This window comes from Brevundimonas sp. AC546 (genome assembly GCF_979258305.1).
This window is the reverse complement of sequence record NZ_OZ409849.1, coordinates 169,429-189,120: the sequence shown is the minus strand read 5'-3', so window position 1 is coordinate 189,120 and position 19,692 is coordinate 169,429. Positions and strand designations below refer to the sequence as shown.

Here is a 19,692-nt window from a genome sequence, read left to right as displayed (position 1 = left end):
TCAGATCCGGCCGCGCAGCACGGCCCAGAGCAGGCGCAATCGCTTCAGCGGTTCGGGCTTATCCGGATCAGCCAGGGCGGCGTGGGCGACGGCGGGAAAGCCAACGGGCGGCAGGCGCTTCAGTGTCGCATTGGCTGTGGGGCGTAGGTCCGCAGCCTCTTGCACCCTGCCGGTCTGCGCCAGTGCCCAGACACGGCCCGCGTCGGCGACGGCCGCATCATGGCCCTCGCCGGCCAGGATCCGCACCGCGACCTGCATCGGGCCGACATAGAAGGCGTCCAGGTCGTGCGGTTCTTCGCGCACACGACCGATATGGGCCTCTATCAGGGCGTTGAAGGGGGCGCGGTCCAGGCTGTGGCGGACGACGAGGTCGGTCAGGGCCTCCAGCACCGGATGGCCCTTGCGGGGGATGCCGGCGAAGACGCCGTCCATCTGTTCCGCCCACCAAGTGTAACGCATCTCGGCCAGCAGCGGCTGGGTCACGCGCGTGGGGATGGTCATCAGCTCGGCCTCGAAGGCGTAGAGCGCGATCAGGTCGGCGCGCGCGCGCGCATCCGCGACCAAGCGGCTGGACAGCCAGCGGTCGAGGTCGGCGGTGCGGACCTGTTGGGCGAGCGTATCCGCAGCCTCGGTCAAGCTGCGCGCGACACCGCGAAATCGGCCAGGTCTTCCAGCGCGATGCGCCAGTCGCTGGGCGGCAGCACTGACAATGCGGCCTTGGCCTGATCGGCATAGTCGCCGGCCAGGTCCAGCGTCGCGCCGATGGCGCCCGAGCCGATGATCAGTTCGCGGGCGCGGGTGAAGTCCTCGGGCGTACGCTCGCCCTTGGTCACGGTGCGTTCCCAGAAGGCTTCTTCGCGGCCCTTGGTGCGCGCGACGGCGAGCAACAGCGGCAGGGTCGCCTTGCCCTCGTTGAAGTCGTCGCCGGCGTTCTTGCCCAAGGCCTCGGTCGTCGCGCCATAGTCCAAAGCGTCGTCAGCCAATTGGAAGGCGATGCCCAACGCCATGCCATAATCGCGCAGGGCCTTGATCGCGACCGGATCGGCTCCCGCGCCCACCGCGCCCGCCTCGGCGGCGGCGGCGAACAGTTCGGCCGTTTTAGCCGAGATGATCTGCAGATAGGTGGCCTGGTCCAGGTTCAGGTCGTGGGCGCGAGTGAGTTGCAGCACCTCCCCCTCGGAGATCACGCGCGAAGCCTCGGCCAGAATGCCCAGGGCGCGCATCGAATCGGTCTCGACCATCAGTTCGAAGGCGCGTGCGAACAGGAAGTCGCCGACCAGGACGCTGGTGGGCGCGCCCCAGATCAGGTGGGCGGCGACCTTGCCGCGACGCAGCTCGGACGCATCGACGATGTCGTCGTGCAGCAGGGTGGCGGTGTGGATGAACTCGACCGCAGCGGCCAGCTTCAACGGCGCGGCGATGTCTCCGGTCGCGCCCGTGGCGCGGGCGGCGGCGACGGTCATCAGGGGACGCAGGCGCTTTCCGCCGGCCGAAACCAGATGCTCGGCCAGCTTGGGGATGATCGGCACGTCCGACTGCATCCGGTCCAGGATCAGGGCGTCGACGGCCGCCATATCGACCTCGGCCAGCCGGACAAGGGCGTTGACATCCCCCTTCGGGCGGGGAGAGGCGGCGATGGCGACGTCCAAACGGATACTCTTTCACTGGCGCGGCGGACCGCGTCGAAGGATTTTGCAGACGGGCCGTCTTGCCCCCGCGAGTTGCGGCGCACAATGATGTTCGCCCCCTTGAGGGTCAAGGAGATTGAGGCTTGGACGCGGTCGAAACGACACCGCCCGACATCGTCGAGAACGGTGTGCTGAACGGCCGGGTGCGCCTGCGTCAACCCGCGCGCGGCTATCGCGCCGGCATGGATGCGGCCCTGCTGGCGGCGGCGGTTCCGGCCGAGGCGGGTCAGCGCATGGTCGAGGCAGGATGCGGCGCGGGCGCTGTCCTGATGCAGATCGCGGCACGCCGGCCGGGCGTCGTCCTGACGGGGGTGGAGCGCGATCCGACCATGGCGGCGCTGGCGGTGGAGAACGCGGCGCTGAACGGCGTGGCCGCGACCACCACGATTCGGCAGGGCGACGTGGCGGCGGGGTTCAGGGTGCTGGGCGTCGAACCGGCAGACTGGGCCGTGTCCAATCCGCCCTTCTTTGACGATGCGGGGGCTTTGCGTGCGCCGGCCGAGGGCAAACGCGGGGCGTGGATGGCCGACGACGGGCTGAAGGCCTGGACCGAGTTCCTGCTGAAGGCGGTGAAGGAAGGCGGGCGGATCGTGGTGGTTCACCGGGCGGATCGGCTGGCGGACCTGCTGGCGCTGCTGGGCGAGAAGGCCGGTTCCTTCGCCATACGGCCCGTCCACTCTTTCGCCGAAGAGCCGGCAAAGCGCGTGCTGGTCCACGCCATAAAGACCGGGCGGGCGCCGCTGCGACTGCTGCCGCCGCTGGTGCTGCACGACCGCGATGGCGCCAAACATACGGATCAGGCCGAGGCCATATTGCGCGGCGAGGCGGCGCTGGACTGGTGATCCGGCACGGCGCTCGGGTGGTCAATCGCCGCCGAAACGCCTAAATGCCGCCTCCTGACGAAAACGAGCGCGACCCGTGTCAACCGACGATCTCCCGCATGAGCTTCAGGACGGCCTGATCGCCGTCGGCGAGGCTGCGCGCGATCTGCGCGACCCGTGGTGGATTTTCGGCGGAGCGGCCATGGCGCTGTATGGCCTGACCGACCTGCACGTGCCGGACATCGACGTCCTGTGTTCGCCCCGCGACGCTCGCGCCTTGCTGGCCGCGCTGGACGGTGAGGTGGTGGCCGATCCAGGTGAAGGCCTGTTCCGCTCGGCCGTCTTCGGTCGTGCGCCGGACCAGCCGATCCTGGTCGAGGTCATGGCCGATCTGGAGACCCGCGATGGCGCAGAATGGCAGGCCGTCGGCTTTACTTCGCGGCGTCGGGTCTTCATCGACGACGTCCCGCTGTTCGTGCCCGACATCCGGGACCATATCGCCCTGTACCGCTTGTTCGGCCGCCCCAAGGATCTGGTGCGCGTCGAGCAGCTTGAACGACTGATCGCCTGAATGCCCTTCCCCTTCGAAATCTCCGCCACCGAGGGCCGCGCCCGCACCGGCGTGCTGAAGACCCCGCGCGGCGACATCCGCACCCCCGCCTTCATGCCCGTCGGCACCGCCGCGACGGTCAAGGCGATGACGGTGGATCAGGTCAAGGCGACGGGCGCCGACATCCTGTTGGGCAACACCTACCACCTGATGCTGCGCCCCGGTCCCGAGCGGATGGAGCGGCTGGGCGGGCTCCACAAATTCATGGGATGGGACAAGCCGATCCTGACAGACAGCGGCGGCTTCCAGGTCATGTCCCTGGCCGGGATTTCGAAGGTGAAGGAAGAGGCGGTGACCTTCTCCAGCCATATCGATGGTTCGAAACACGTCCTGACGCCCGAACGCTCGATCGAGATCCAGGCCGACCGGATCGGCGCCGACATCTCGATGCAGCTGGACCAGTGCGTCGCCTATCCCGCCGAGAAGGATGCGGCCAAGAAGGCGATGGAGCTTTCGATCCGTTGGGGCGCCCGGTCCAAGGCAAGGTTCGGCGAGCGTGAGACCCAGGCCCTGTTCGGCATCCAGCAGGGTTCGACGTTCGAGGATTTGCGTCGCCAGTCATCGGAACAGCTTCAGGAGATCGGCTTCGACGGTTACGCCATCGGCGGCCTGGCCGTGGGCGAAGGCCATCAGGCCATGTGCGAGGTGCTGGACTATGCGCCCGAGTTTCTGCCTAAGGATCGCCCCCGCTACCTGATGGGCGTCGGCAAGCCGATCGACCTGGTCGAGGCGGTCTTTCGCGGCGTGGACATGTTCGACTGCGTCCTGCCGACGCGGGCCGGTCGCCACGGTCAGGCTTGGACCTGGGACGGTCCGCTAAACCTGAAAAACGCCCGCTTCGCCGAGGATCAGGACCCGCTGGACCCGAGCATCGAGGGGCCGTCTTCGCAGTATTCGAGGGCCTATCTGCACCACCTGATCCGGGCCGACGAAATCCTCGGCAAGGTGCTGCTGAGCTGGCACAACATCGCCTTCTACCAGGCGCTGACGGCGGCCATGCGCGCCGCGATCTCGGAGGGCCGCTTCGAAGCCTTCCGCCGCGACTTCCACGCCCGCCATACGTCGAACTGACCATGCGAATCGAGAAGTCAGGTTTCCACGCCTACAACACATATCTGGAAGAGCAGCCGCGCGACGAGGGCAACGAAACCGCGCTGCATCGCCACGTCATCATCATCGGCGGCGACAAATATGCGTTCTTCGCCCACTGGTCGGGCAAGTTCGCGCACAAGGGCGAGCGCATCTCGTTCGACTGGGACTGGGACGGAACCGGCGAGTTCAGGAACATCGAAAAGTCGTCATTCGAAGCCTTCGCCAAGGACGGCACGGTCCAGATCAGGGGCGACCGTCGCGACAGGCGACGGACCTCCAGCGTTAAATCCCGTCGGTGAAGCCGATGATCATGCCGTCCATGAAGCCGCCGATCGCGTCGCCCAAAAGAATCTGTATCGCGTAAGCCACAAACAGGATGACGGCGATCTGCTGGAAACGGGACGGCTTGGTGCGCGACATGGCTTAACTCCAGGACGCAACACGTTCGCCGCGATGGATTAGGCTGTCAACGCTGCGACCGCGCCGCAGGCCGGAACCAGCTGGGGGCCGCGGGCGGAGCGCAGTTCCGCTGCATCCCCATGCCTTTCAGGAAGGCGCGGCGCATCCGGCCTGACTGGATGGCGGACTGGACATGTTTTGAGTGCTGTTCGGCCCCGCTCAGGCGGCGAATCCAGCTTCGCCCCGGAATGAAGTCGGTCGCTGTGCCGCGAATGGCGTCCAGCGTCGCCTTCGCGGCTGCATCCGCCGCGCGCTCGCTCATGTAGGAGCCGTCCTCACGCGGCGGCTCGTCCGTGTCCGGCCCCAGCGCCTCGTCCAGCCGCGCCACTTCTGCGCCGATTGTGGTGCAATGGTTCAGATTGCGCAGATCGTAGGGATTGGCTTCCGCCTGCAACAGCACCGTCGGGATAGTCTGGCGGCGCAGGTTGAAGTCTTCCAGCGGCGCAGTCGCCGCCGCCGCGAACCCCGACCCCACCTGTTCGGCGCCGCCAACGGCGGACCGACTGGCATTGCAGCCAGCCAGGCTGGCGGCGGCCAATATCAAAAGAACGATGCGTGTCATCAGAGCCTTAGACCACGATCAGGCCGCACCCTCAAAGCGGCCAAAACGTCAGGATCAGCGGCGGAGCGGCGATCAGCACCATCAAACTGAGCGGCGCTCCCAGCCGAGGGTAGTCGGAAAACCGGTATCCGCCCGGCCCCATCACCAGCGTATTGCACTGGTGTCCAATGGGGGTCAGGAAATCGCAGGCCGCCCCGACCGCCACCGCCATCAAAAACGGATCGGCGTTGAATCCCAACTGCTTGGCCAGGGTCGCGCCGATGGGCGCCACGATCAGAACGGTCGCGGCGTTGTTCAGGAAGGGCGTCACCGCCATCGAAGCCAGCAGGACGCCTGCGACCGCCACCACGCCCGGCAAACCGTTGAATACATTGCGCAGCAGGCCGGCGATCAGGTCCGATCCGCCCGTCTGCTGAATGGCGTCCGACACCGGGATCAGGGCGGCGATCAGGACTAACAGCGGCCCGTCCAACGCGGCATAGGCCTCGCGCATCTTCAAGCCCCCCAGCGCCACGATCACCACCGCCGCGCCAAAGAAAGCGACCGCGACCGGCGCGACGCCCAGGCCGACCAGGATCATGGCGGCGGCCAGAACGGCGGCGGGCAGGAATCGTTTCTTGCTGCTGCCCAGCCGCACTTCCCGCTCAGCCAGCGGCAACAAATCCAGCGCCTTCAGCGCCGTGGGCAGGCTCTGTTCGGCGCCTTGCAGCAGGACGATGTCGCCGGGCGCCAGTTTCGCGGTGCGCAAATGTTGGGTCAGTTCGTAGCCGCTGCGAGACACCCCCAGCAGATTGATGCCGTGTTTGCCGTAAAGATCGGACTGTTTGACCGACTGACCCTGCAGCGCCGAGTTCCGACCGATGACCGCCTCAATCACGGCGATCTCCTCGGACGGGCTGTCCATGGCGATGGGCCGATCCTCGCGGATCAGCTTGAGGCGTGAGCGGCCGATAAAGGATTCCAGGGCCTGCTGTTCGCCTTCCACCAGCAGCACGTCACCCGGCTTGACCACGACATTGCCGCGCGGGTTGGCCCTGCGCTTGCCACCGCGGATCAGGGCCATGATCCGAACGTCCCCCTGGCCGCAGTCCCCCAGCGCGGACACGGTCATGGACCCCGCGGCCCAATCGTCCGGCGCGCTGACCTCGGTGGCATAGGCGTTGGCGGCCAAGGCGGCGTTCATCTGTGTCGCGCCCTGTCGGTCCTTCGGCAATATCCGATAGCCGATAGCCAGGAAGGCCAGGGCCATGGCGGTGATCGCCAGACCGACCGGCGCAAAGTCATACATCCCGAACGGCTGGCCCACGATCTCCTGACGAACCTCGGCGACGATGATGTTGGGCGCCGTCCCGACCAGGGTGACCATGCCCCCAGCCATCGCCCCGAACGCCATGGGCATCAGCAGGCGCGACGGCGCAGAGCCCGTGCGACGCGCGACCTGCAACGCCACCGGCATCATGATCGCCAGCGCGCCGACGTTCTTGGTCGCCATGGACAGGACGGTCACGGCGGCGGTCAGAACCGGGACCTGGCTACGCTCGGTCTTCAGCAGAGGCAGGATGCGCCGCATCGCCAGTTCCACGATCCCCGACCGCGCGAAGGCGGCCGAAACGATCAGGGCGCAAGCGATGATGACGGTGACGTCGTTCTTGAAGCCGTCAAAGGCGGCCTCGGCCGGGATGATCCCCAACGCCAAGCCGACGACCAGGGCGACCACCGCCACCAGATCGAATCTGAACCGCCCCCAGATGAAGGCCCCGATGGTCAGGGCGATCAATGCGAACGCCAGTCCCTGTTGCAATGTCACGCGTCGCAGCCCCTCGATCTCGCCGGCTAAACGCCGTCCCAGGACAATCGATGCAAGGGCGCCGCCTTTGTCGAGCGGGCGTCCGCTGTGGGGATGCCTTCCGCCTTGATCAACTCTAGTCGGTGATCGGCTTGGTCAGGTCGAACTCGACGCGGAAGTGCCGATTGGAACGGCGCAGTTCATAGGCGAACATCCGGTCGGGATGGACCTCCATCGCCCAGACATTGGTGGTCGAGACCGCCGCATCGTTGGCGTTGAACAGGGCTATCGATTCGGCGTCGACGGGGAATTCCTGCCGCTCGGCCGTGCCCGCGCTGGCCGTATCGCCGCCGTACCAGTGCAGGACGTCGGTCGTGCCGTCCTCATGCCGGTGGTCGTGTTTCAGCCGCAGGCCCGTTTCGGTCTTGGTCACGACCCAGGTGCGCGAACGGTCCTCGCCCACGGCGAAGGGAATGTGCACCTCGTCCGCCGAACAGCCGCGGACGTGCATGATCAGCCGCTCGCTGGCGAACGTGGCGTCGGCGGCGTCGGTCGTGACGACCCGGCCTTCGAATCGCTGGCCGCACAAGGCGTTCAGACGCGCCAGGAATGCGTCCTGCCCCGGAGCGGGAGAAGCCTCCGCGACGCTGACGGACGACAGGGAAACCAGGGCCGCAGCGGCCAGCAAGGATGCGATTTTCATACGGTCACACTATATGTGCATCCGACCGCATCAACGTGGCATCGCGCCCGTTGACTTTGGGGCGATCCTGAGTATGTTCCGCGCCTCTTATTTTAAGCGGCTTTCGCCGTCGCAGAGGTAATTCCGATGGCCAAACCGGCTTCCATCAAGATCCGCCTGAACTCCACGGCCGACACCGGCTTCTTCTATGTCACCAAGAAGAACGCCCGCACCATGACCGAGAAAATGGTCGTCAAGAAGTACGACCCCGTCGTGCGCAAGCACGTCGAGTTCAAGGAAGGCAAGATCAAGTAAGCACTTGATCGGCTGAGAAATTGAAAACGCCCGGCTGGTCTCCAGCCGGGCGTTTTTCGTTCTGTCCGTCATCGTCATCCTCGGGCTTGACCCGAGGACCGGAGGTTCTGCCGCATTGCGCTTGAGGCGACGCACAGCCCGATCAGCGCCCGGTCCTCGGGTCAAGCCCGAGGATGACGGGGCCTAAACTTAAGCCGCCTTGGCGATGACCTTGTTGCGGCCGGCGGCCTTGGCCTCATAGACGCCCTCGTCGGCGCGTTTCAGCAAGCCCTCGGGCGTGTCGCCGTCACCGGTCGTGGCGGCCACGCCGATCGAGATGGTGATGGTGATCTGTTCCTTGCCGCCCATGACCCGGAACGGGGCGGAGGCGACATCGCGGCGTATCCGTTCGGCGACGCGGCCGGCGTCTTCCAGGCTGGCGCCCGGCATGACGACCACAAACTCTTCCCCGCCCATCCGGCACGGCAGGTCCACGGCGCGGACATTGGTGGCCAAGCGCACGGCGAACTCGACCAGAACCTCGTCCCCGGCGTCGTGGCCAAAGCTGTCGTTGACGGACTTGAAGTGGTCGATGTCCAGCACCAGCGCCGCGACCTGGGACCCGCCCTGGGCGGCGCGCCCGACCAAGGCCTGTAGCTGACCGGTCATGTAGCGACGATTGTGCAGGCCGGTCAGAGCATCGGTGACAGCCATCTCCATGCTGCTGTCCAGCTTCTGGCGCAGGAAGTCGGTGTAGCGTTTGCGTCGGATCTGGGTGCGGACCCGCGCCGACAGCTCCTCGGTGTCGATAGGACGCGGCAGGATGTCGGCGGCGCCCAGTTCCAGCGCCTTGACCATGCGCGGCCGCTCGACCGGCTCCACCACCGCCAGGATCGGCGCACGGCGCGCATCGCCCGACTTGGCCTGGGCTACGATCCGCAGGCCGTCGAAGCTGGCGGCGGCGACATTGACGATGATCAGGTCTAGCGCGCCCTTGGCCGCGACCAGCGCCGCCTCGGGATCGGATTCGATGGTGACGCGGTGCTCGCCGCTCAGCTCGGCCGCTATCTTCTCGGCCTGGCGCAGGTCGTCATCGACGATCAGCACCCGCCCGCCTTCGCTACGCAGCCGCGCGGCGCCGTCCGAATCGACGCCCAGACGGCGACCGCTTTCCTCGCGCTCGCGCAGTTCGTCCATGACGTGCTTCAGCCGGGTCAGCGACTTGACCCGCGCGAACAGGATCACGTCGTCGATGGGCTTGGTCAGGAAGTCGTCGGCGCCGGCTTCCAGCCCCCGGATGCGATCCTGGCGACCGTCCAGCGCGGTGACCAGCACGACGGGGATATGGCGCGTCTCGGCCTGAGCCTTCAGCCGGCGACAGGTCTCGAACCCGTCCATGCCGGGCATCATGACGTCCAGCAGGATCAGGTCCGGCTGATGCTCGGCGGCGATGGTCAGGGCCGACGCGCCGTCGTTGCAGCTCAGGACGTCGTAATATTCGATGGTCAGCTTGGCTTCGAGCAGGCGGACGTTCACGTCCACATCGTCGACGACGAGGATTCGGGCGCTCATCCGAGGTGCTGCCGGATGGTTTCGAGGAAATGCATCACCGAGATGGGCTTGGAGATATAGGCCTCGCACCCGCCCTGACGGATCCGCTCCTCGTCGCCCTTCATGGCGAAGGCGGTCACGGCGATGACGGGGATATGGCTCAGCTCCTCGTCGTCCTTCAGCCACTTCGTGACTTCAAGACCCGAAATTTCCGGCAGCTGAATATCCATCAGGATCAGATCGGGAAGATGGGCGCGCGCCAGGGCCAACGCCTGCAGGCCCTCGCGGGTCTGCAGCGTCTCGTAGCCCTGGGAATCGAGCAGATCATGAAAAAGCTTCATGTTCAGCTCGTTATCCTCGACGATGAGGACTTTCTTGGACATCATCACCTGACCTGCGCGCCCCTCGAACGCGGGACGCCTCGTTGGTCGCATTCGTAGGCGAGCAGTCTTAAGTTGGGGTGAAGCCAACCTTACGGAGACCTTAAGCGTGGCCATCAAGGCCATCTGTCGCGACTGCCTGTGGACCGGCGAAGATCCCGCCGGGCCGCACGAGAACCGCTGTCCGGCGTGCGGATCGCGTCGCGTGGTCGCAGATGCCGAACTGGACCAGCTGTCCATCGCCCACATGGACTGCGACGCCTTCTACGCCTCGGTGGAGAAGCGCGACCGGCCGGAGCTGCGCGACAAGCCGGTCATCGTCGGCGGCGGCAAGCGCGGGGTCGTCTCCACCGCCTGCTATGTCGCGCGCCAGTACGGCGTCGGGTCCGCCATGCCGATGTTCAAGGCGCTGAAGGCCTGTCCCGAGGCGGTGGTCATCAAGCCCGACTTCACCAAATACGTCTTCGAATCGCAGCGCATCCTGGGCGCGCTGGGTCGGCTGACGCCCTTGATCCAGCCCCTGTCGCTGGACGAGGCCTGGGTCGATCTGTCGGGCACCGAACGACTGAACGGCGGTCCCCCGGCGTTTCAGTTGATCCGTTTTCAAAAGCAGATCGAGGAGGAGACCGGCCTGACGGTCTCCATCGGCCTGGCGCCCAACCGTTTCCTGGCCAAGATGGCGTCGGAGATGGACAAGCCGCGCGGCTTCTCCGTTGTCGGCGCCGCCAACGCCCAGGCCCTGCTGGCGCCGCGTCTCGTCACTACCCTGCCCGGCGTCGGCCCGGTGTTCGGCAAGGCGCTGCGCAGCGATGGCTATTCGACCATCGGCGATCTGGCCCGCGCGGACGTGCGCGATCTGGTCAAACGCTATGGCGAGTCGGGCCTGCGCCTGTACGACCTGGCCCACGCCCGCGACGCCCGCGCCGTGAACCCCGAACGCGACCGCAAGGGAATGAGCGCCGAAACCACCTTCAACGAAGACCTGACTTCGGCCGAGGCGCTGGAGGCCGAGCTGTGGCCTCTGTGCGAGAAGCTCGCGTCCAAGGCCCGGCGCGACGGCGTCGCCAGCCGTGTGCTGGTGCTGAAACTGCGCCGCACCGACTTCAAGATCATCACCCGCCGCATCACCCTGCCCGACCCGGTCCAGACGGCGCGCGCCCTGTTCGCCGCCGGGCGGGATCTGCTGAAGCCGGAATTGGGCCAGTCCTATCGCCTGATCGGCATCGGAATGGCCGACGTCCAAGACGCCGAGGACGCGCCCGTCGGCCTGTTCCAGACCCCCGAGACCCGCACCCTGAAGACGGAACGCGCCATCGACAAGCTGCGCGAAAAGTTCGGCAAGGACGCCGTGGTGGCGGGGCGTGCACTGAAGGGGTGATGTGATCCCCACCCGTCATCCTCGGGCTTGACCCGAGGACCGGATTTTCCCCCGCGTTGCGCAATAAGTGACGCACAGTCCGACTAACGCCAGATCCTCGGGTCAAGCCCGAGGATGACGGAGGGAGTGACGGAAAGAACGTGCACATCCTCTCGCCATCCGCTCAAATGCCGCCATGGACCTCGCCAAACGCGCCTATGACCACGGCTTTCGCCTGGACCCGATCGTCCGCAGCCTGCTGGATACGGATTTCTACAAGCTGCTGATGCTGCAGATGATCTGGCGCGAACATCGCGACGTGCCCGTCGTCTTTCAGGTCATCAACCGCACGAAATCCGTCCGCCTGGCAGACGAGATCGACATCGACGCCCTGCGCGAACAGCTGGATCACGCCCGCACCCTGCGCTTCACCAACAAGGAACTGGTCTGGCTGTCGGGCAACAGCTTCTATGGCGTGAAGCAGATCTTCTCGCCCGACTTCATCGCTTGGCTGACCGACTACCGCCTGCCGGACTACGATCTGTCGGGTCAGGACGGACAATATGTGCTGACCTTCTCGGGCGGCTGGGCCGAGGTGACGCTGTGGGAAATCCCGGCGCTGGCCATCCTGAACGAGCTGCGCTGCCGTGTCGGCATGCGCCGGCTGGGCCGGTTCGAGCTGGACATCCTGTATTCGCGCGCCAAGACTCGGCTGTGGTCCAAGGTCGAGCGGTTGCGCGCCTTGCCTGATCTGGCGCTGTCGGATTTCGGCACGCGGCGACGGCATGGCTTCCTGTGGCAGCGCTGGTGCATCCAGGCGCTGAAGGAAGGGCTGGGATCGTCCTTCATCGGCACGTCCAATGTCCTGCACGCCATGGAGAACGACCTGGAGGCCATCGGCACCAACGGGCACGAACTGCCGATGGTGATGGCGGCCCTGGCGCCCGACGACGTGGTGCTGGCCCAGGTTCCCTATGACGTTCTGGACGAGTGGCGCAGGCATTATGCGGGCAATCTGCTGATCGTCCTGCCCGACGCCTTCGGCACCGAGGCGTTTCTGGAACAGGCGCCTGATTGGGTGGCGGACTGGACCGGATTCCGGCCCGACTCGGCCCCGCCCATTCCGGCCGGAGACCGCTTGATCGACTGGTGGCGGGCGCATGGGCGCGATCCGAACGAGAAGCTTCTGATCTTCTCGGATGGCATGGACATCGACGGGATCGAGGCGACCCACGCCCATTTCCACGGCCGGGCGCGGCTCAGCTTCGGCTGGGGCACAAACCTGACCAACGATTTCCGCGACTGCTCGCCCGCCTTCGCGCCCGAGCTGGAGCCGATCTCCCTGGTCTGCAAGGTGGTCGAGGCCGGGGGGCGGCCCGCGATCAAGCTGTCGGACAATCCGGAAAAGGCCGTCGGCGACCCGGCCGAGATCGAACGCTATCGCCGGGTGTTCGGCGTGCGCGGCCTGACCGCCCAGCCCGTCACGGTTTGAAACGCGACCTTAAGCCCGTTCGGTCATAAGGGTGGGATGAACGCCTTTCTCGACAAGATGCGCCGTCGCGCCGGCCGCTATCTCGATGTCCGTCCCGCCACGGTCCAGCACGCGCGCGGTGTCCTCAGCCTGTCGTTCGACGACATCCCGGCATCGGCGTGGACCGAGGCCGGACCGATCCTGGCCCAACACGGCGTCAAGGCGACATACTATGTCTGCGGCGGCCTGGCGGGCGGCCGCAATCTGGACCTGCCGCAGTTCGAGGTGGAGCATCTGCAGGCGCTGCATGAGACCGGGCACGAAGTCGGATGCCACACCTATGAGCATGTCTCGACCCTGACCCTGTCGCCCGCAGAGCTGGACGCCAGTCTGGCCCGCAACGCCGCCTGGGTGGCCGAGCGGTTGGACGGCTATCAAATGCAAACCTTCGCCTATCCATTCGGCGACTGCGCCCTGGGGTCCAAGGCGATCATCGACAAACGTTTCCTGTGCGGGCGTGGCGTGCGCGACGGGATCAACGCCGGTCGCACCGACCGCAACCTGCTGCAAGCCATCGGCCTGGAGAGCCGTCGCTTGCCCGGCTATGATCTGGAGGCGCTGGTGGCGGAGACGGCGGCGTCCAGGGGTTGGCTGATCGCCTATGGCCACGACGTCAGCGACACCCCGACGCCGTATGGCTGCCGTCCCGAGGACATCGACCGGTTGATCCGCTTGGCGAAGGCGGCCGATCTGGACATCCAGCCGGTCGCGGCGGCGTGGCGGGTGGCGACGGCCTGAACTCGTTAACGATCGTCATCCTAGGCCTTGTGCCTAGGATCCATACGCTCGGTGTCAGCCGCTCAATGACCGACGTCTAACACCCTCAGTAAACGGTGAAGCCTGAGTCTATGGATCCTAGGCACAAGGCCTAGGATGACGAATCAGGGAGTGGGGTTGCCGCCTTGCGCCGATCCGCCCAGGCGATCAGTTCCTTGCGAGGCCAGATCATCAGCCACGACCGGGCGGTGTATTCCCCGCTGTCGATCAGCGCCTTCCTGGACGCCGAGGCCGTCGCCGCCCGTTCGGTATGGATGGGCGCCGGGCCCTGGTGGACCATGAAGGCGCCGCCGTTCAGCGGGTTGAGCCGCAGGTGCGCCAGGCGCGGGCTGATCTCGGTCAGGGGCGGGTCATAGAACCAGCTGGAGCCGATCATGCCCGCCAGTTCCGGCCGGGCGCGGCACAGCTCCGCCGCCGTCGCCCAGGCCTCGTTCCAGCCGTCCTCGTTGAAGCCGCGCAGCCAGCGGCTTTCGGTGTGCACCTCCAGCCACGGCTCGCGCTTGGCGCCCGCCGCCAGATAGCGAAACAAGGGTTTGATGCCCCAGCCGTCGCGGACGTGCTTGACGATCTGGCCCGGTCCGACCGGCGAACTCAGATCGATCACCTGGCTCTTGGCGCCCGGCACGCTGAGCGCCAGCGTGAAGCGCACGTCCTTGGACCAGTGGTCGAAGACATAGTCGCCCTCGGCCTTGCCCAGAAACGCCGCCAGCTGTTCGATCCAGTAGGGATAGAGGGCCCTGACCTCGGCCGGCAAGCGCATCGCCGCCGCACGATCGGGCAGTTGCAGCGCCCAGGCCGCGACCAGACCCCGCCGCACATCGTCCGATGCGTCCGCGCCCAACAGGGCGTCCACCGCCTTGGCCGACATTTCGAAATCCCAGTGCGGCGCGGCCTCGGCGGCCTTTTGCGCGGCCGGTCCGGCGGCGGCGTCGACGCGCGCCCGGTCGTCGGGGGACAGTCGCGCCAGCACGGCATGGAAGGCGGCGACGTCGGGGGTCAGGTGCATATCCATGCTCGGCACAATGACACGGCGCGGTTGGCGAACCTTTAAAGCCGCGCGACGGACGTGACGCCGCTCTTGCCGCGCGCTAAACCGCGCCCAGATAAACAGGAGCCCCCATGAGCATCGAAGCCCGCATCGCCGAACTCGGCCTCACCCTGCCGGAACCCGCCAAGCCGGTGGCCAGCTATGTCTCCTATGTCCGCTCGGGCAATCAGGTCACCATCTCGGGCCAGCTGTCGAACGACGCCTCGGGCGGGATCAAGGGCACGGTCGGCGTGGACGTGACGCCGGAACAGGCCACGGAGGCGGCCCGCCTGTGCGGCCTCAACCTGATCGCCCAGATCAAGGCCGCCTGCGACGGCGATCTGGACCGGGTGGTCCGCATCGTCAAACTGGGCGGTTTCGTTCAGGCCGGTCCTGACTTCGTCGCCATTCCCGCCGTGATCAACGGCTGTTCGGACATGATGGTCGAGGTCTTCGGCGACGCGGGCAAGCACGCCCGTTCGGCCGTAGGCGTCTACAAGCTGCCACTCGGCTTCGCCGTCGAGATCGATGCGATCGTGGAGATCCGCTGATCTTTCAGATCTCGGTTCACGAAGGGATCGCCGACATCGGCCGCGAGGCCTGGGATGCGTGCGCGCTTTCCACCGGCGATCCCTTTGTCTCCTATGACTTCCTGCACGCCTGCGAGGCCTCAGGCAGCGCCGCGCCGAGGCAGGGCTGGGCCCCGCGTCATCTGGCCCTGAGGGGTGAAGACAACGCCGTGCTCGGCGTCATGCCCCTCTATCTGAAGGGCAACAGCCAGGGCGAATACGTCTTCGACCACAGCTGGGCCGACGCCTATGAGCGGGCGGGCGGACGCTATTATCCCAAGCTGCTGGGCGCCGTGCCCTTCACGCCGGCGACCGGGCCGCGCTTCCTGAACCATCCCGAAACCGACGCCGCTACCGTGCGTCGGGCCCTGATCCAGGGGGCGGTGACATTGGTCGAGCGGCTGGGCGTCTCGTCCCTGCACGTCAACTTCCCGACCGAGCCGGAATGGTGGGCCATGGCCGAGGCGGGCCTGCTGCCGCGCCAGGACATTCAGTTCATCTGGCGCAACAACGGCTATCGGACCTTCGACGACTTCCTCGCCGCCCTGTCGGCCAACCGCCGCAAGACCATCAAGCGCGAACGCCGCGACGCCCAGGCCGATCTCGATATCCGCGTCCTGACCGGCGCCGACATCACAGAGGCCCACTGGGACGCCTTCTTCGCCTTCTATATGGACACCGGCTCGCGCAAATGGGGCCAGCCCTATCTGACGCGCGACTTCTTCAGCCGCGTCGGCGCCACCATGGCCGACCGGATCGCCCTGGTCATGGCGTTTCGAGACCAGACGCCCATCGCCGGCGCGCTGAACTTCATCGGCCGCGACGCCCTGTACGGCCGCCAGTGGGGCACGCTGGAAGACGTGCCCTTCCTGCATTTCGAGCTCTGCTACTATCAGGCCATCGAGTTCGCGATCTCGCGGGGCTTGTCCCGCGTCGAGGCCGGCGCCCAAGGCGACCATAAGATCGCGCGCGGCTACCTGCCCTCCCCCGTCTATTCCGCCCACTTCATCGCCGACTCCGCCCTGCGCGATCCCGTCGCCCGCTATCTGGACGGCGAACGCCCGGCGATGCAGGCCGAGATGGCGGCGATGACCGAGGAACTGTCGCCCTACAAGGTGACATAGAAAAAGGCCCGGCTGTTTCCAGCCGGGCCTTCCGCCTTCAACCTTTCGAGGATCAGGCCGTCTCTTCTTCCTCGGCCTTCGCGGGCGCGTTGGCGCTGGCGATGTCGAAGTCGATCTTGCCGTCCTTTAGCTGGACCTTGACGTGTCCGCCGCGCGTCAGACGCCCGAACAGGATGTCGTCGGCCAGCGGCTTCTTGATCGAGTCCTGGATGACCCGCGCCAGCGGACGCGCGCCGTACAGTTCGTCGAAGCCGTTCTTGGCCAGCCAGTCGGCGGCTTCGTCGGTCAGTTCGATGGTGATGTTGCGATCCGCCAGCTGGGCTTCCAGCTGAAGGATGAACTTGGTCACCACCGAGCGGATCGTGTCGGCCTGCAGGGGCTTGAAGGCCACGATGGCGTCTAGGCGGTTACGGAACTCCGGCGCGAACAGGCGCTGGATGGCCTTGTCGTCTTCCCCCTCGACCTTGCCCCGGCCGAAGCCGATGGAGGCGCGGGCGTTGTCGGCGGCCCCGGCGTTGGTGGTCATGATCAGGATGACGTTCCTGAAGTCCACCTTCTTGCCAACCGCGTCGGTCAGCATGCCGTTGTCCATCACCTGCAACAGGATGTTGTAGACGTCCGGATGCGCCTTCTCGATCTCGTCCAGCAGCACCACCGAGTGCGGATGCTGATCCACGGCGTCGGTCAGAAGCCCGCCCTGGTCATGGCCAACGTAGCCGGGAGGCGCCCCAATCAGGCGGCTGACGGTGTGGCGCTCCATGTATTCCGACATGTCGAACCGCTGCATCTCGATGCCCAGGGTGGCAGCGAGTTGCTTGGCCACCTCGGTCTTGCCAACACCAGTCGGACCGCTGAACAGGAAGCTGCCAATGGGCTTGTTCGGATCGCGAAGACCCGCCCGCGCCAGCTTCATCGCGGCCGAGACCTGTTCGATGGCCTGCTCCTGGCCGAAGACAGCGCGTTTCAGATCGATCTCAAGTTCGCGCAGGCTCTCGGTGTCGGACTTGGACACCGACTTGGCCGGGATGCGGGCCATCTTGGCGATGACGGCCTCGACCTCCTTCTGGCCGATGACCTTCTTGCGCTTGGACTCGACCAACAGCATCTGGCCGGCGCCCGCCTCGTCGATCACGTCGATTGCCTTGTCCGGCAGTTTGCGGTCGGTCATGTAGCGAGCCGACAGCTCGACCGCCGTGCGGATGGCGCTGTCGGTGTAGCGGACCTTGTGGTGCTGCTCATAGTAGGTCTTCAGACCCTTCAGGATCTTCACCGTGTCCTCGACCGTCGGCTCGTTGACGTCGATCTTCTGGAAGCGACGCACCAGCGCGCGGTCCTTCTCGAAGTGCTGGCGATATTCCTTGTAGGTCGTCGATCCCATGCAGCGCAGCGAACCCGACGCGAGGGCCGGCTTCAGCAGGTTGGAGGCGTCCATGGCTCCGCCCGAGGTCGCGCCGGCGCCGATCACCGTGTGGATTTCGTCGATGAAGAGCACGGCGTTCTCGTGGTTCTCCAGCTCCTTGACCACCTGTTTCAGGCGTTCCTCGAAGTCGCCGCGATAGCGGGTGCCGGCCAGCAGCGCGCCCATGTCGAGCGAATAGATGGTGGCGTCCTTGAGGACGTCGGGCACCTCGCCATTGACGATCTTGCGGGCCAGACCTTCGGCGATGGCGGTCTTGCCGACGCCGGGATCACCAACCAGCAGCGGGTTGTTCTTGGTCCGGCGGCACAGGATCTGGATCGAGCGATCCACCTCGGCCTGGCGACCGATCAGCGGATCGACCTTGCCTTGGCGCGACTTCTCGTTGAGGTCGACGCAATAGGCTTCCAGCGCCTCGCCGCCCGACTTGACGGCCGAGGCGTCCTCGGTCTCTTCGGGCGAAGAGCCCTTGGCGGGACGGGCCTCCGTGGCGCCCGCCTTTTTGGCGATGCCATGAGCGATGAAGTTGACCGCGTCATACCGCGTCATGTCCTGCTCTTGCAGGAAATAGGCGGCGTGGCTCTCGCGCTCGGAGAAGATTGCGACCAGCACGTTTGCGCCGGACACTTCCTCGCGGCCGGAAGATTGAACGTGGATCACCGCGCGCTGGATCACGCGCTGGAAGCCGGCGGTCGGCTTGGCGTCCTCGCCATCGGCCGTGGCCAGGGCGGCGAGATCGTTGTCGACATAAAGCGTCAGCGCCGCCTTCAAGGCCGTCAGATCGACGTTGCAGGCCTGCATGACGCCGGTCGCATCGGGGTCGTCGATCAGCGCGAGCAGCAGGTGCTCCAGCGTCGCATATTCGTGCCTACGCGCATTGGCGTATCCCACCGCGCGGTGCAGAGTTTCTTCGAGAGGACGGGAAAATGAAGGCATCGGGAGGTTCCTCTCAGTCCTTTTCCATCGTGCATTGCAGAGGGTGCTGGTGGCGACGCGCGGTCTCGATGACCTGCGCGACCTTTGTCTCGGCGACCTCGTAGGTGAAGACGCCGCAGACGCCCACGCCATGCTGATGCACATGCAACATGATGCGGGTGGCCTCTTCGCGGCTCTTCTGGAAGAACCGCTCCAGCACATAGACGACGAATTCCATCGGCGAATAATCGTCGTTCAGGATCAGCACCCGATACAGCGAGGGCTTCTGAAGCTTCGGCTTTGTTTCGGTGACGGTGGCGGTATCTTGACCGCCACCGCTATCACCGGGCCTTTGTATGGGCATTCGTATTCCGTAATCGGGGAGTCGTCTTGTCTCCAACAGATAGGGAATGATGGCGTGAATTGAAGCCGCGTCCAGTCACGGATTGCGTGAAGTGCAAACGACGGATCCAAAACGAAAAAAGCCCCGGAGCGAACTCCGGGGCCTTATCGATCCTCAAGACGGCTCGCTGTTTAGCGAGCGGCCTGGAAGTTTTCGACCGAGGCGGTGACGCGCTCGTTGATCGGCTTGATGCTGTCCTTGACCGTGGCGGTGACGATCTCGTTCGTCTTGGTCAGTTCGGCGACGTAGCGCTCCATGGACTTCTTGGCCCAGGCGGTTTGCAGCTCGAAGAACTCCTGCACCGAACGAGCGGTCGACAGTTCCTTGGAGGCGGCGACGCCTTCTTCCCAGGACGACTTGGCGAAGCCGAGCGCCTGTTGCGACAGGGCTTCGGCGCCCTTCTGGGCGACAGTGGCCGACTCGACCATGGCGTCCAGGTTCTTCTTGCTGTGAGCGTTCAGCTCGGCCAGCGAGGCGGTCGACTTCTCGATGCCTTCGCGGAAAGCCTGCGTGCCGGCGGCCTGCATGGTCTCGGCCTGAGCCTTGACCTTGGCGCCGGCCGAAGCGGCAGCGCCGGTGACTTGATCGGCGGTCTTCTTCACGGTTTCGGTAGCGTCGGCCATGGTCGTCTCTCCGATAAATGTTGC

General features: G+C 65.9%; 22 protein-coding genes. 10 read left to right on the top strand and 12 right to left on the bottom strand.

Going from position 1 to position 19,692, the window contains the following annotated elements:
- Nucleotides 1-636, bottom strand: coding sequence for a squalene/phytoene synthase family protein (locus ACZZZD_RS00975; RefSeq protein ID WP_463431795.1), 636 nt, complete (start codon nt 634-636; stop codon nt 1-3).
- Nucleotides 633-1,649, bottom strand: a complete 1,017-nt coding sequence (locus ACZZZD_RS00970) for a polyprenyl synthetase family protein (RefSeq protein ID WP_463431793.1) — start codon at nt 1,647-1,649, stop codon at nt 633-635. The genes ACZZZD_RS00975 and ACZZZD_RS00970 overlap by 4 nt, the downstream gene beginning before the upstream one ends.
- Before the next feature lie 122 nt (nt 1,650-1,771).
- Here ACZZZD_RS00970 and ACZZZD_RS00965 point away from each other — a divergent pair, with 122 nt between their 5' ends.
- The 4 genes from ACZZZD_RS00965 to ACZZZD_RS00950 all read left to right on the top strand — a co-directional run bounded on the left by ACZZZD_RS00965 (nt 1,772) and on the right by ACZZZD_RS00950 (nt 4,510).
- Nucleotides 1,772-2,530, top strand: coding sequence for a tRNA1(Val) (adenine(37)-N6)-methyltransferase (locus ACZZZD_RS00965; RefSeq protein ID WP_463431791.1), 759 nt, complete (start codon nt 1,772-1,774; stop codon nt 2,528-2,530).
- A gap of 76 nt (nt 2,531-2,606) precedes the next feature.
- On the top strand, nt 2,607-3,080 hold the full coding sequence (locus ACZZZD_RS00960) for a hypothetical protein (protein ID WP_463431789.1): 474 nt from the start codon (nt 2,607-2,609) through the stop codon (nt 3,078-3,080).
- The gene (tgt, locus tag ACZZZD_RS00955) at nt 3,081-4,190 is read left to right on the top strand and encodes a tRNA guanosine(34) transglycosylase Tgt (RefSeq protein WP_463431787.1); all 1,110 of its coding nucleotides are present in this window, start codon (nt 3,081-3,083) and stop codon (nt 4,188-4,190) included.
- Nucleotides 4,191-4,192: 2 nt separating this feature from the next.
- Nucleotides 4,193-4,510 carry a hypothetical protein gene (locus ACZZZD_RS00950; protein WP_463431784.1) on the top strand — a complete coding sequence of 106 codons (318 nt, stop codon included), beginning with the start codon at nt 4,193-4,195 and terminating at the stop codon, nt 4,508-4,510.
- On the opposite strand, the gene ACZZZD_RS00945 is transcribed toward ACZZZD_RS00950, so the two are convergent.
- The 4 genes from ACZZZD_RS00945 to ACZZZD_RS00930 form a co-directional block, all read right to left on the bottom strand.
- Nucleotides 4,494-4,631, bottom strand: a complete 138-nt coding sequence (locus ACZZZD_RS00945) for a hypothetical protein (protein WP_287928592.1) — start codon at nt 4,629-4,631, stop codon at nt 4,494-4,496. The genes ACZZZD_RS00950 and ACZZZD_RS00945 overlap by 17 nt on opposite strands.
- Nucleotides 4,632-4,677: 46 nt before the next feature.
- On the bottom strand, nt 4,678-5,232 hold the full coding sequence (locus tag ACZZZD_RS00940) for a hypothetical protein (protein WP_463431781.1): 555 nt from the start codon (nt 5,230-5,232) through the stop codon (nt 4,678-4,680).
- Nucleotides 5,233-5,263: 31 nt separating this feature from the next.
- The gene (locus ACZZZD_RS00935; RefSeq protein WP_463431779.1) at nt 5,264-7,039 is read right to left on the bottom strand and encodes an SLC13 family permease; all 1,776 of its coding nucleotides are present in this window, start codon (nt 7,037-7,039) and stop codon (nt 5,264-5,266) included.
- Between the two features lie 115 nt (nt 7,040-7,154).
- Nucleotides 7,155-7,721: a hypothetical protein gene (locus ACZZZD_RS00930; protein ID WP_463431777.1), complete on the bottom strand. Its 567-nt coding sequence runs from the start codon at nt 7,719-7,721 to the stop codon at nt 7,155-7,157.
- A 126-nt stretch (nt 7,722-7,847) separates the two neighbouring features.
- Here ACZZZD_RS00930 and rpmG point away from each other — a divergent pair, with 126 nt between their 5' ends.
- Entirely contained in the window at nt 7,848-8,015 is a 168-nt protein-coding gene (gene rpmG, locus ACZZZD_RS00925) for a 50S ribosomal protein L33 (RefSeq protein WP_003164451.1), read from the top strand.
- A gap of 189 nt (nt 8,016-8,204) precedes the next feature.
- On the opposite strand, the gene ACZZZD_RS00920 is transcribed toward rpmG, so the two are convergent.
- Together ACZZZD_RS00920 and ACZZZD_RS00915 are read right to left on the bottom strand one after the other, a co-directional pair.
- Nucleotides 8,205-9,566 (bottom strand): PleD family two-component system response regulator, encoded by a 1,362-nt coding sequence (locus ACZZZD_RS00920; RefSeq protein ID WP_463431750.1) that lies wholly within the window; start codon nt 9,564-9,566, stop codon nt 8,205-8,207.
- Nucleotides 9,563-9,928, bottom strand: a complete 366-nt coding sequence (locus ACZZZD_RS00915; RefSeq protein WP_463436047.1) for a response regulator — start codon at nt 9,926-9,928, stop codon at nt 9,563-9,565. Before ACZZZD_RS00915 ends, ACZZZD_RS00920 begins: the two co-directional genes overlap by 4 nt.
- 106 nt (nt 9,929-10,034) lie before the next feature.
- Here ACZZZD_RS00915 and ACZZZD_RS00910 point away from each other — a divergent pair, with 106 nt between their 5' ends.
- From ACZZZD_RS00910 to ACZZZD_RS00900, 3 genes are all read left to right on the top strand, one after another.
- Nucleotides 10,035-11,303 (top strand): DNA polymerase IV, encoded by a 1,269-nt coding sequence (locus ACZZZD_RS00910; RefSeq protein WP_463431748.1) that lies wholly within the window; start codon nt 10,035-10,037, stop codon nt 11,301-11,303.
- A gap of 175 nt (nt 11,304-11,478) precedes the next feature.
- On the top strand, nt 11,479-12,774 hold the full coding sequence (locus tag ACZZZD_RS00905; RefSeq protein WP_463431746.1) for a nicotinate phosphoribosyltransferase: 1,296 nt from the start codon (nt 11,479-11,481) through the stop codon (nt 12,772-12,774).
- A gap of 36 nt (nt 12,775-12,810) precedes the next feature.
- A complete protein-coding gene (locus ACZZZD_RS00900; RefSeq protein WP_463431744.1) occupies nt 12,811-13,551 on the top strand; it encodes a polysaccharide deacetylase family protein in 741 nt (246 codons plus the stop codon).
- Between the two features lie 130 nt (nt 13,552-13,681).
- On the opposite strand, the gene ACZZZD_RS00895 is transcribed toward ACZZZD_RS00900, so the two are convergent.
- Entirely contained in the window at nt 13,682-14,596 is a 915-nt protein-coding gene (locus tag ACZZZD_RS00895) for a hypothetical protein (protein ID WP_463431742.1), read from the bottom strand.
- Nucleotides 14,597-14,709: 113 nt separating this feature from the next.
- Here ACZZZD_RS00895 and ACZZZD_RS00890 point away from each other — a divergent pair, with 113 nt between their 5' ends.
- Together ACZZZD_RS00890 and ACZZZD_RS00885 are read left to right on the top strand one after the other, a co-directional pair.
- Nucleotides 14,710-15,168, top strand: coding sequence for a RidA family protein (locus ACZZZD_RS00890; RefSeq protein WP_463431740.1), 459 nt, complete (start codon nt 14,710-14,712; stop codon nt 15,166-15,168).
- Entirely contained in the window at nt 15,165-16,310 is a 1,146-nt protein-coding gene (locus ACZZZD_RS00885; RefSeq protein ID WP_463436046.1) for a GNAT family N-acetyltransferase, read from the top strand. Before ACZZZD_RS00890 ends, ACZZZD_RS00885 begins: the two co-directional genes overlap by 4 nt.
- Nucleotides 16,311-16,362: 52 nt before the next feature.
- Here ACZZZD_RS00885 and clpA read toward each other — a convergent pair whose 3' ends face one another.
- The 3 genes from clpA to ACZZZD_RS00870 all read right to left on the bottom strand — a co-directional run bounded on the left by clpA (nt 16,363) and on the right by ACZZZD_RS00870 (nt 19,668).
- Nucleotides 16,363-18,663 carry an ATP-dependent Clp protease ATP-binding subunit ClpA gene (gene clpA / locus ACZZZD_RS00880; protein ID WP_159845017.1) on the bottom strand — a complete coding sequence of 767 codons (2,301 nt, stop codon included), beginning with the start codon at nt 18,661-18,663 and terminating at the stop codon, nt 16,363-16,365.
- Nucleotides 18,664-18,676: 13 nt separating this feature from the next.
- A complete protein-coding gene (gene clpS / locus ACZZZD_RS00875) occupies nt 18,677-19,006 on the bottom strand; it encodes an ATP-dependent Clp protease adapter ClpS (RefSeq protein ID WP_159845019.1) in 330 nt (109 codons plus the stop codon).
- Nucleotides 19,007-19,176: 170 nt separating this feature from the next.
- Complete coding sequence (locus tag ACZZZD_RS00870) at nt 19,177-19,668, bottom strand: phasin family protein (protein WP_463431738.1); 492 nt, start codon at nt 19,666-19,668, stop codon at nt 19,177-19,179.
- Nucleotides 19,669-19,692: the final 24 nt, after the last annotated feature.

Coding starts and splice junctions, on each gene's coding strand:
- tgt (WP_463431787.1), top strand. CDS start 3,081: ATGCCCTTCCCCTTCGAAATCTCCGCCACCGAGGGCCGCGCCCGCACC.
- ACZZZD_RS00950 (WP_463431784.1), top strand. CDS start 4,193: ATGCGAATCGAGAAGTCAGGTTTCCACGCCTACAACACATATCTGGAA.
- ACZZZD_RS00945 (WP_287928592.1), bottom strand. CDS start 4,631: ATGTCGCGCACCAAGCCGTCCCGTTTCCAGCAGATCGCCGTCATCCTG.
- ACZZZD_RS00940 (WP_463431781.1), bottom strand. CDS start 5,232: ATGACACGCATCGTTCTTTTGATATTGGCCGCCGCCAGCCTGGCTGGC.
- ACZZZD_RS00930 (WP_463431777.1), bottom strand. CDS start 7,721: ATGAAAATCGCATCCTTGCTGGCCGCTGCGGCCCTGGTTTCCCTGTCG.
- rpmG (WP_003164451.1), top strand. CDS start 7,848: ATGGCCAAACCGGCTTCCATCAAGATCCGCCTGAACTCCACGGCCGAC.
- ACZZZD_RS00920 (WP_463431750.1), bottom strand. CDS start 9,566: ATGAGCGCCCGAATCCTCGTCGTCGACGATGTGGACGTGAACGTCCGC.
- ACZZZD_RS00915 (WP_463436047.1), bottom strand. CDS start 9,928: ATGTCCAAGAAAGTCCTCATCGTCGAGGATAACGAGCTGAACATGAAG.
- ACZZZD_RS00905 (WP_463431746.1), top strand. CDS start 11,479: ATGGACCTCGCCAAACGCGCCTATGACCACGGCTTTCGCCTGGACCCG.
- ACZZZD_RS00900 (WP_463431744.1), top strand. CDS start 12,811: ATGAACGCCTTTCTCGACAAGATGCGCCGTCGCGCCGGCCGCTATCTC.
- ACZZZD_RS00895 (WP_463431742.1), bottom strand. CDS start 14,596: ATGCACCTGACCCCCGACGTCGCCGCCTTCCATGCCGTGCTGGCGCGA.
- ACZZZD_RS00890 (WP_463431740.1), top strand. CDS start 14,710: ATGAGCATCGAAGCCCGCATCGCCGAACTCGGCCTCACCCTGCCGGAA.
- clpA (WP_159845017.1), bottom strand. CDS start 18,663: ATGCCTTCATTTTCCCGTCCTCTCGAAGAAACTCTGCACCGCGCGGTG.
- clpS (WP_159845019.1), bottom strand. CDS start 19,006: ATGCCCATACAAAGGCCCGGTGATAGCGGTGGCGGTCAAGATACCGCC.
- ACZZZD_RS00870 (WP_463431738.1), bottom strand. CDS start 19,668: ATGGCCGACGCTACCGAAACCGTGAAGAAGACCGCCGATCAAGTCACC.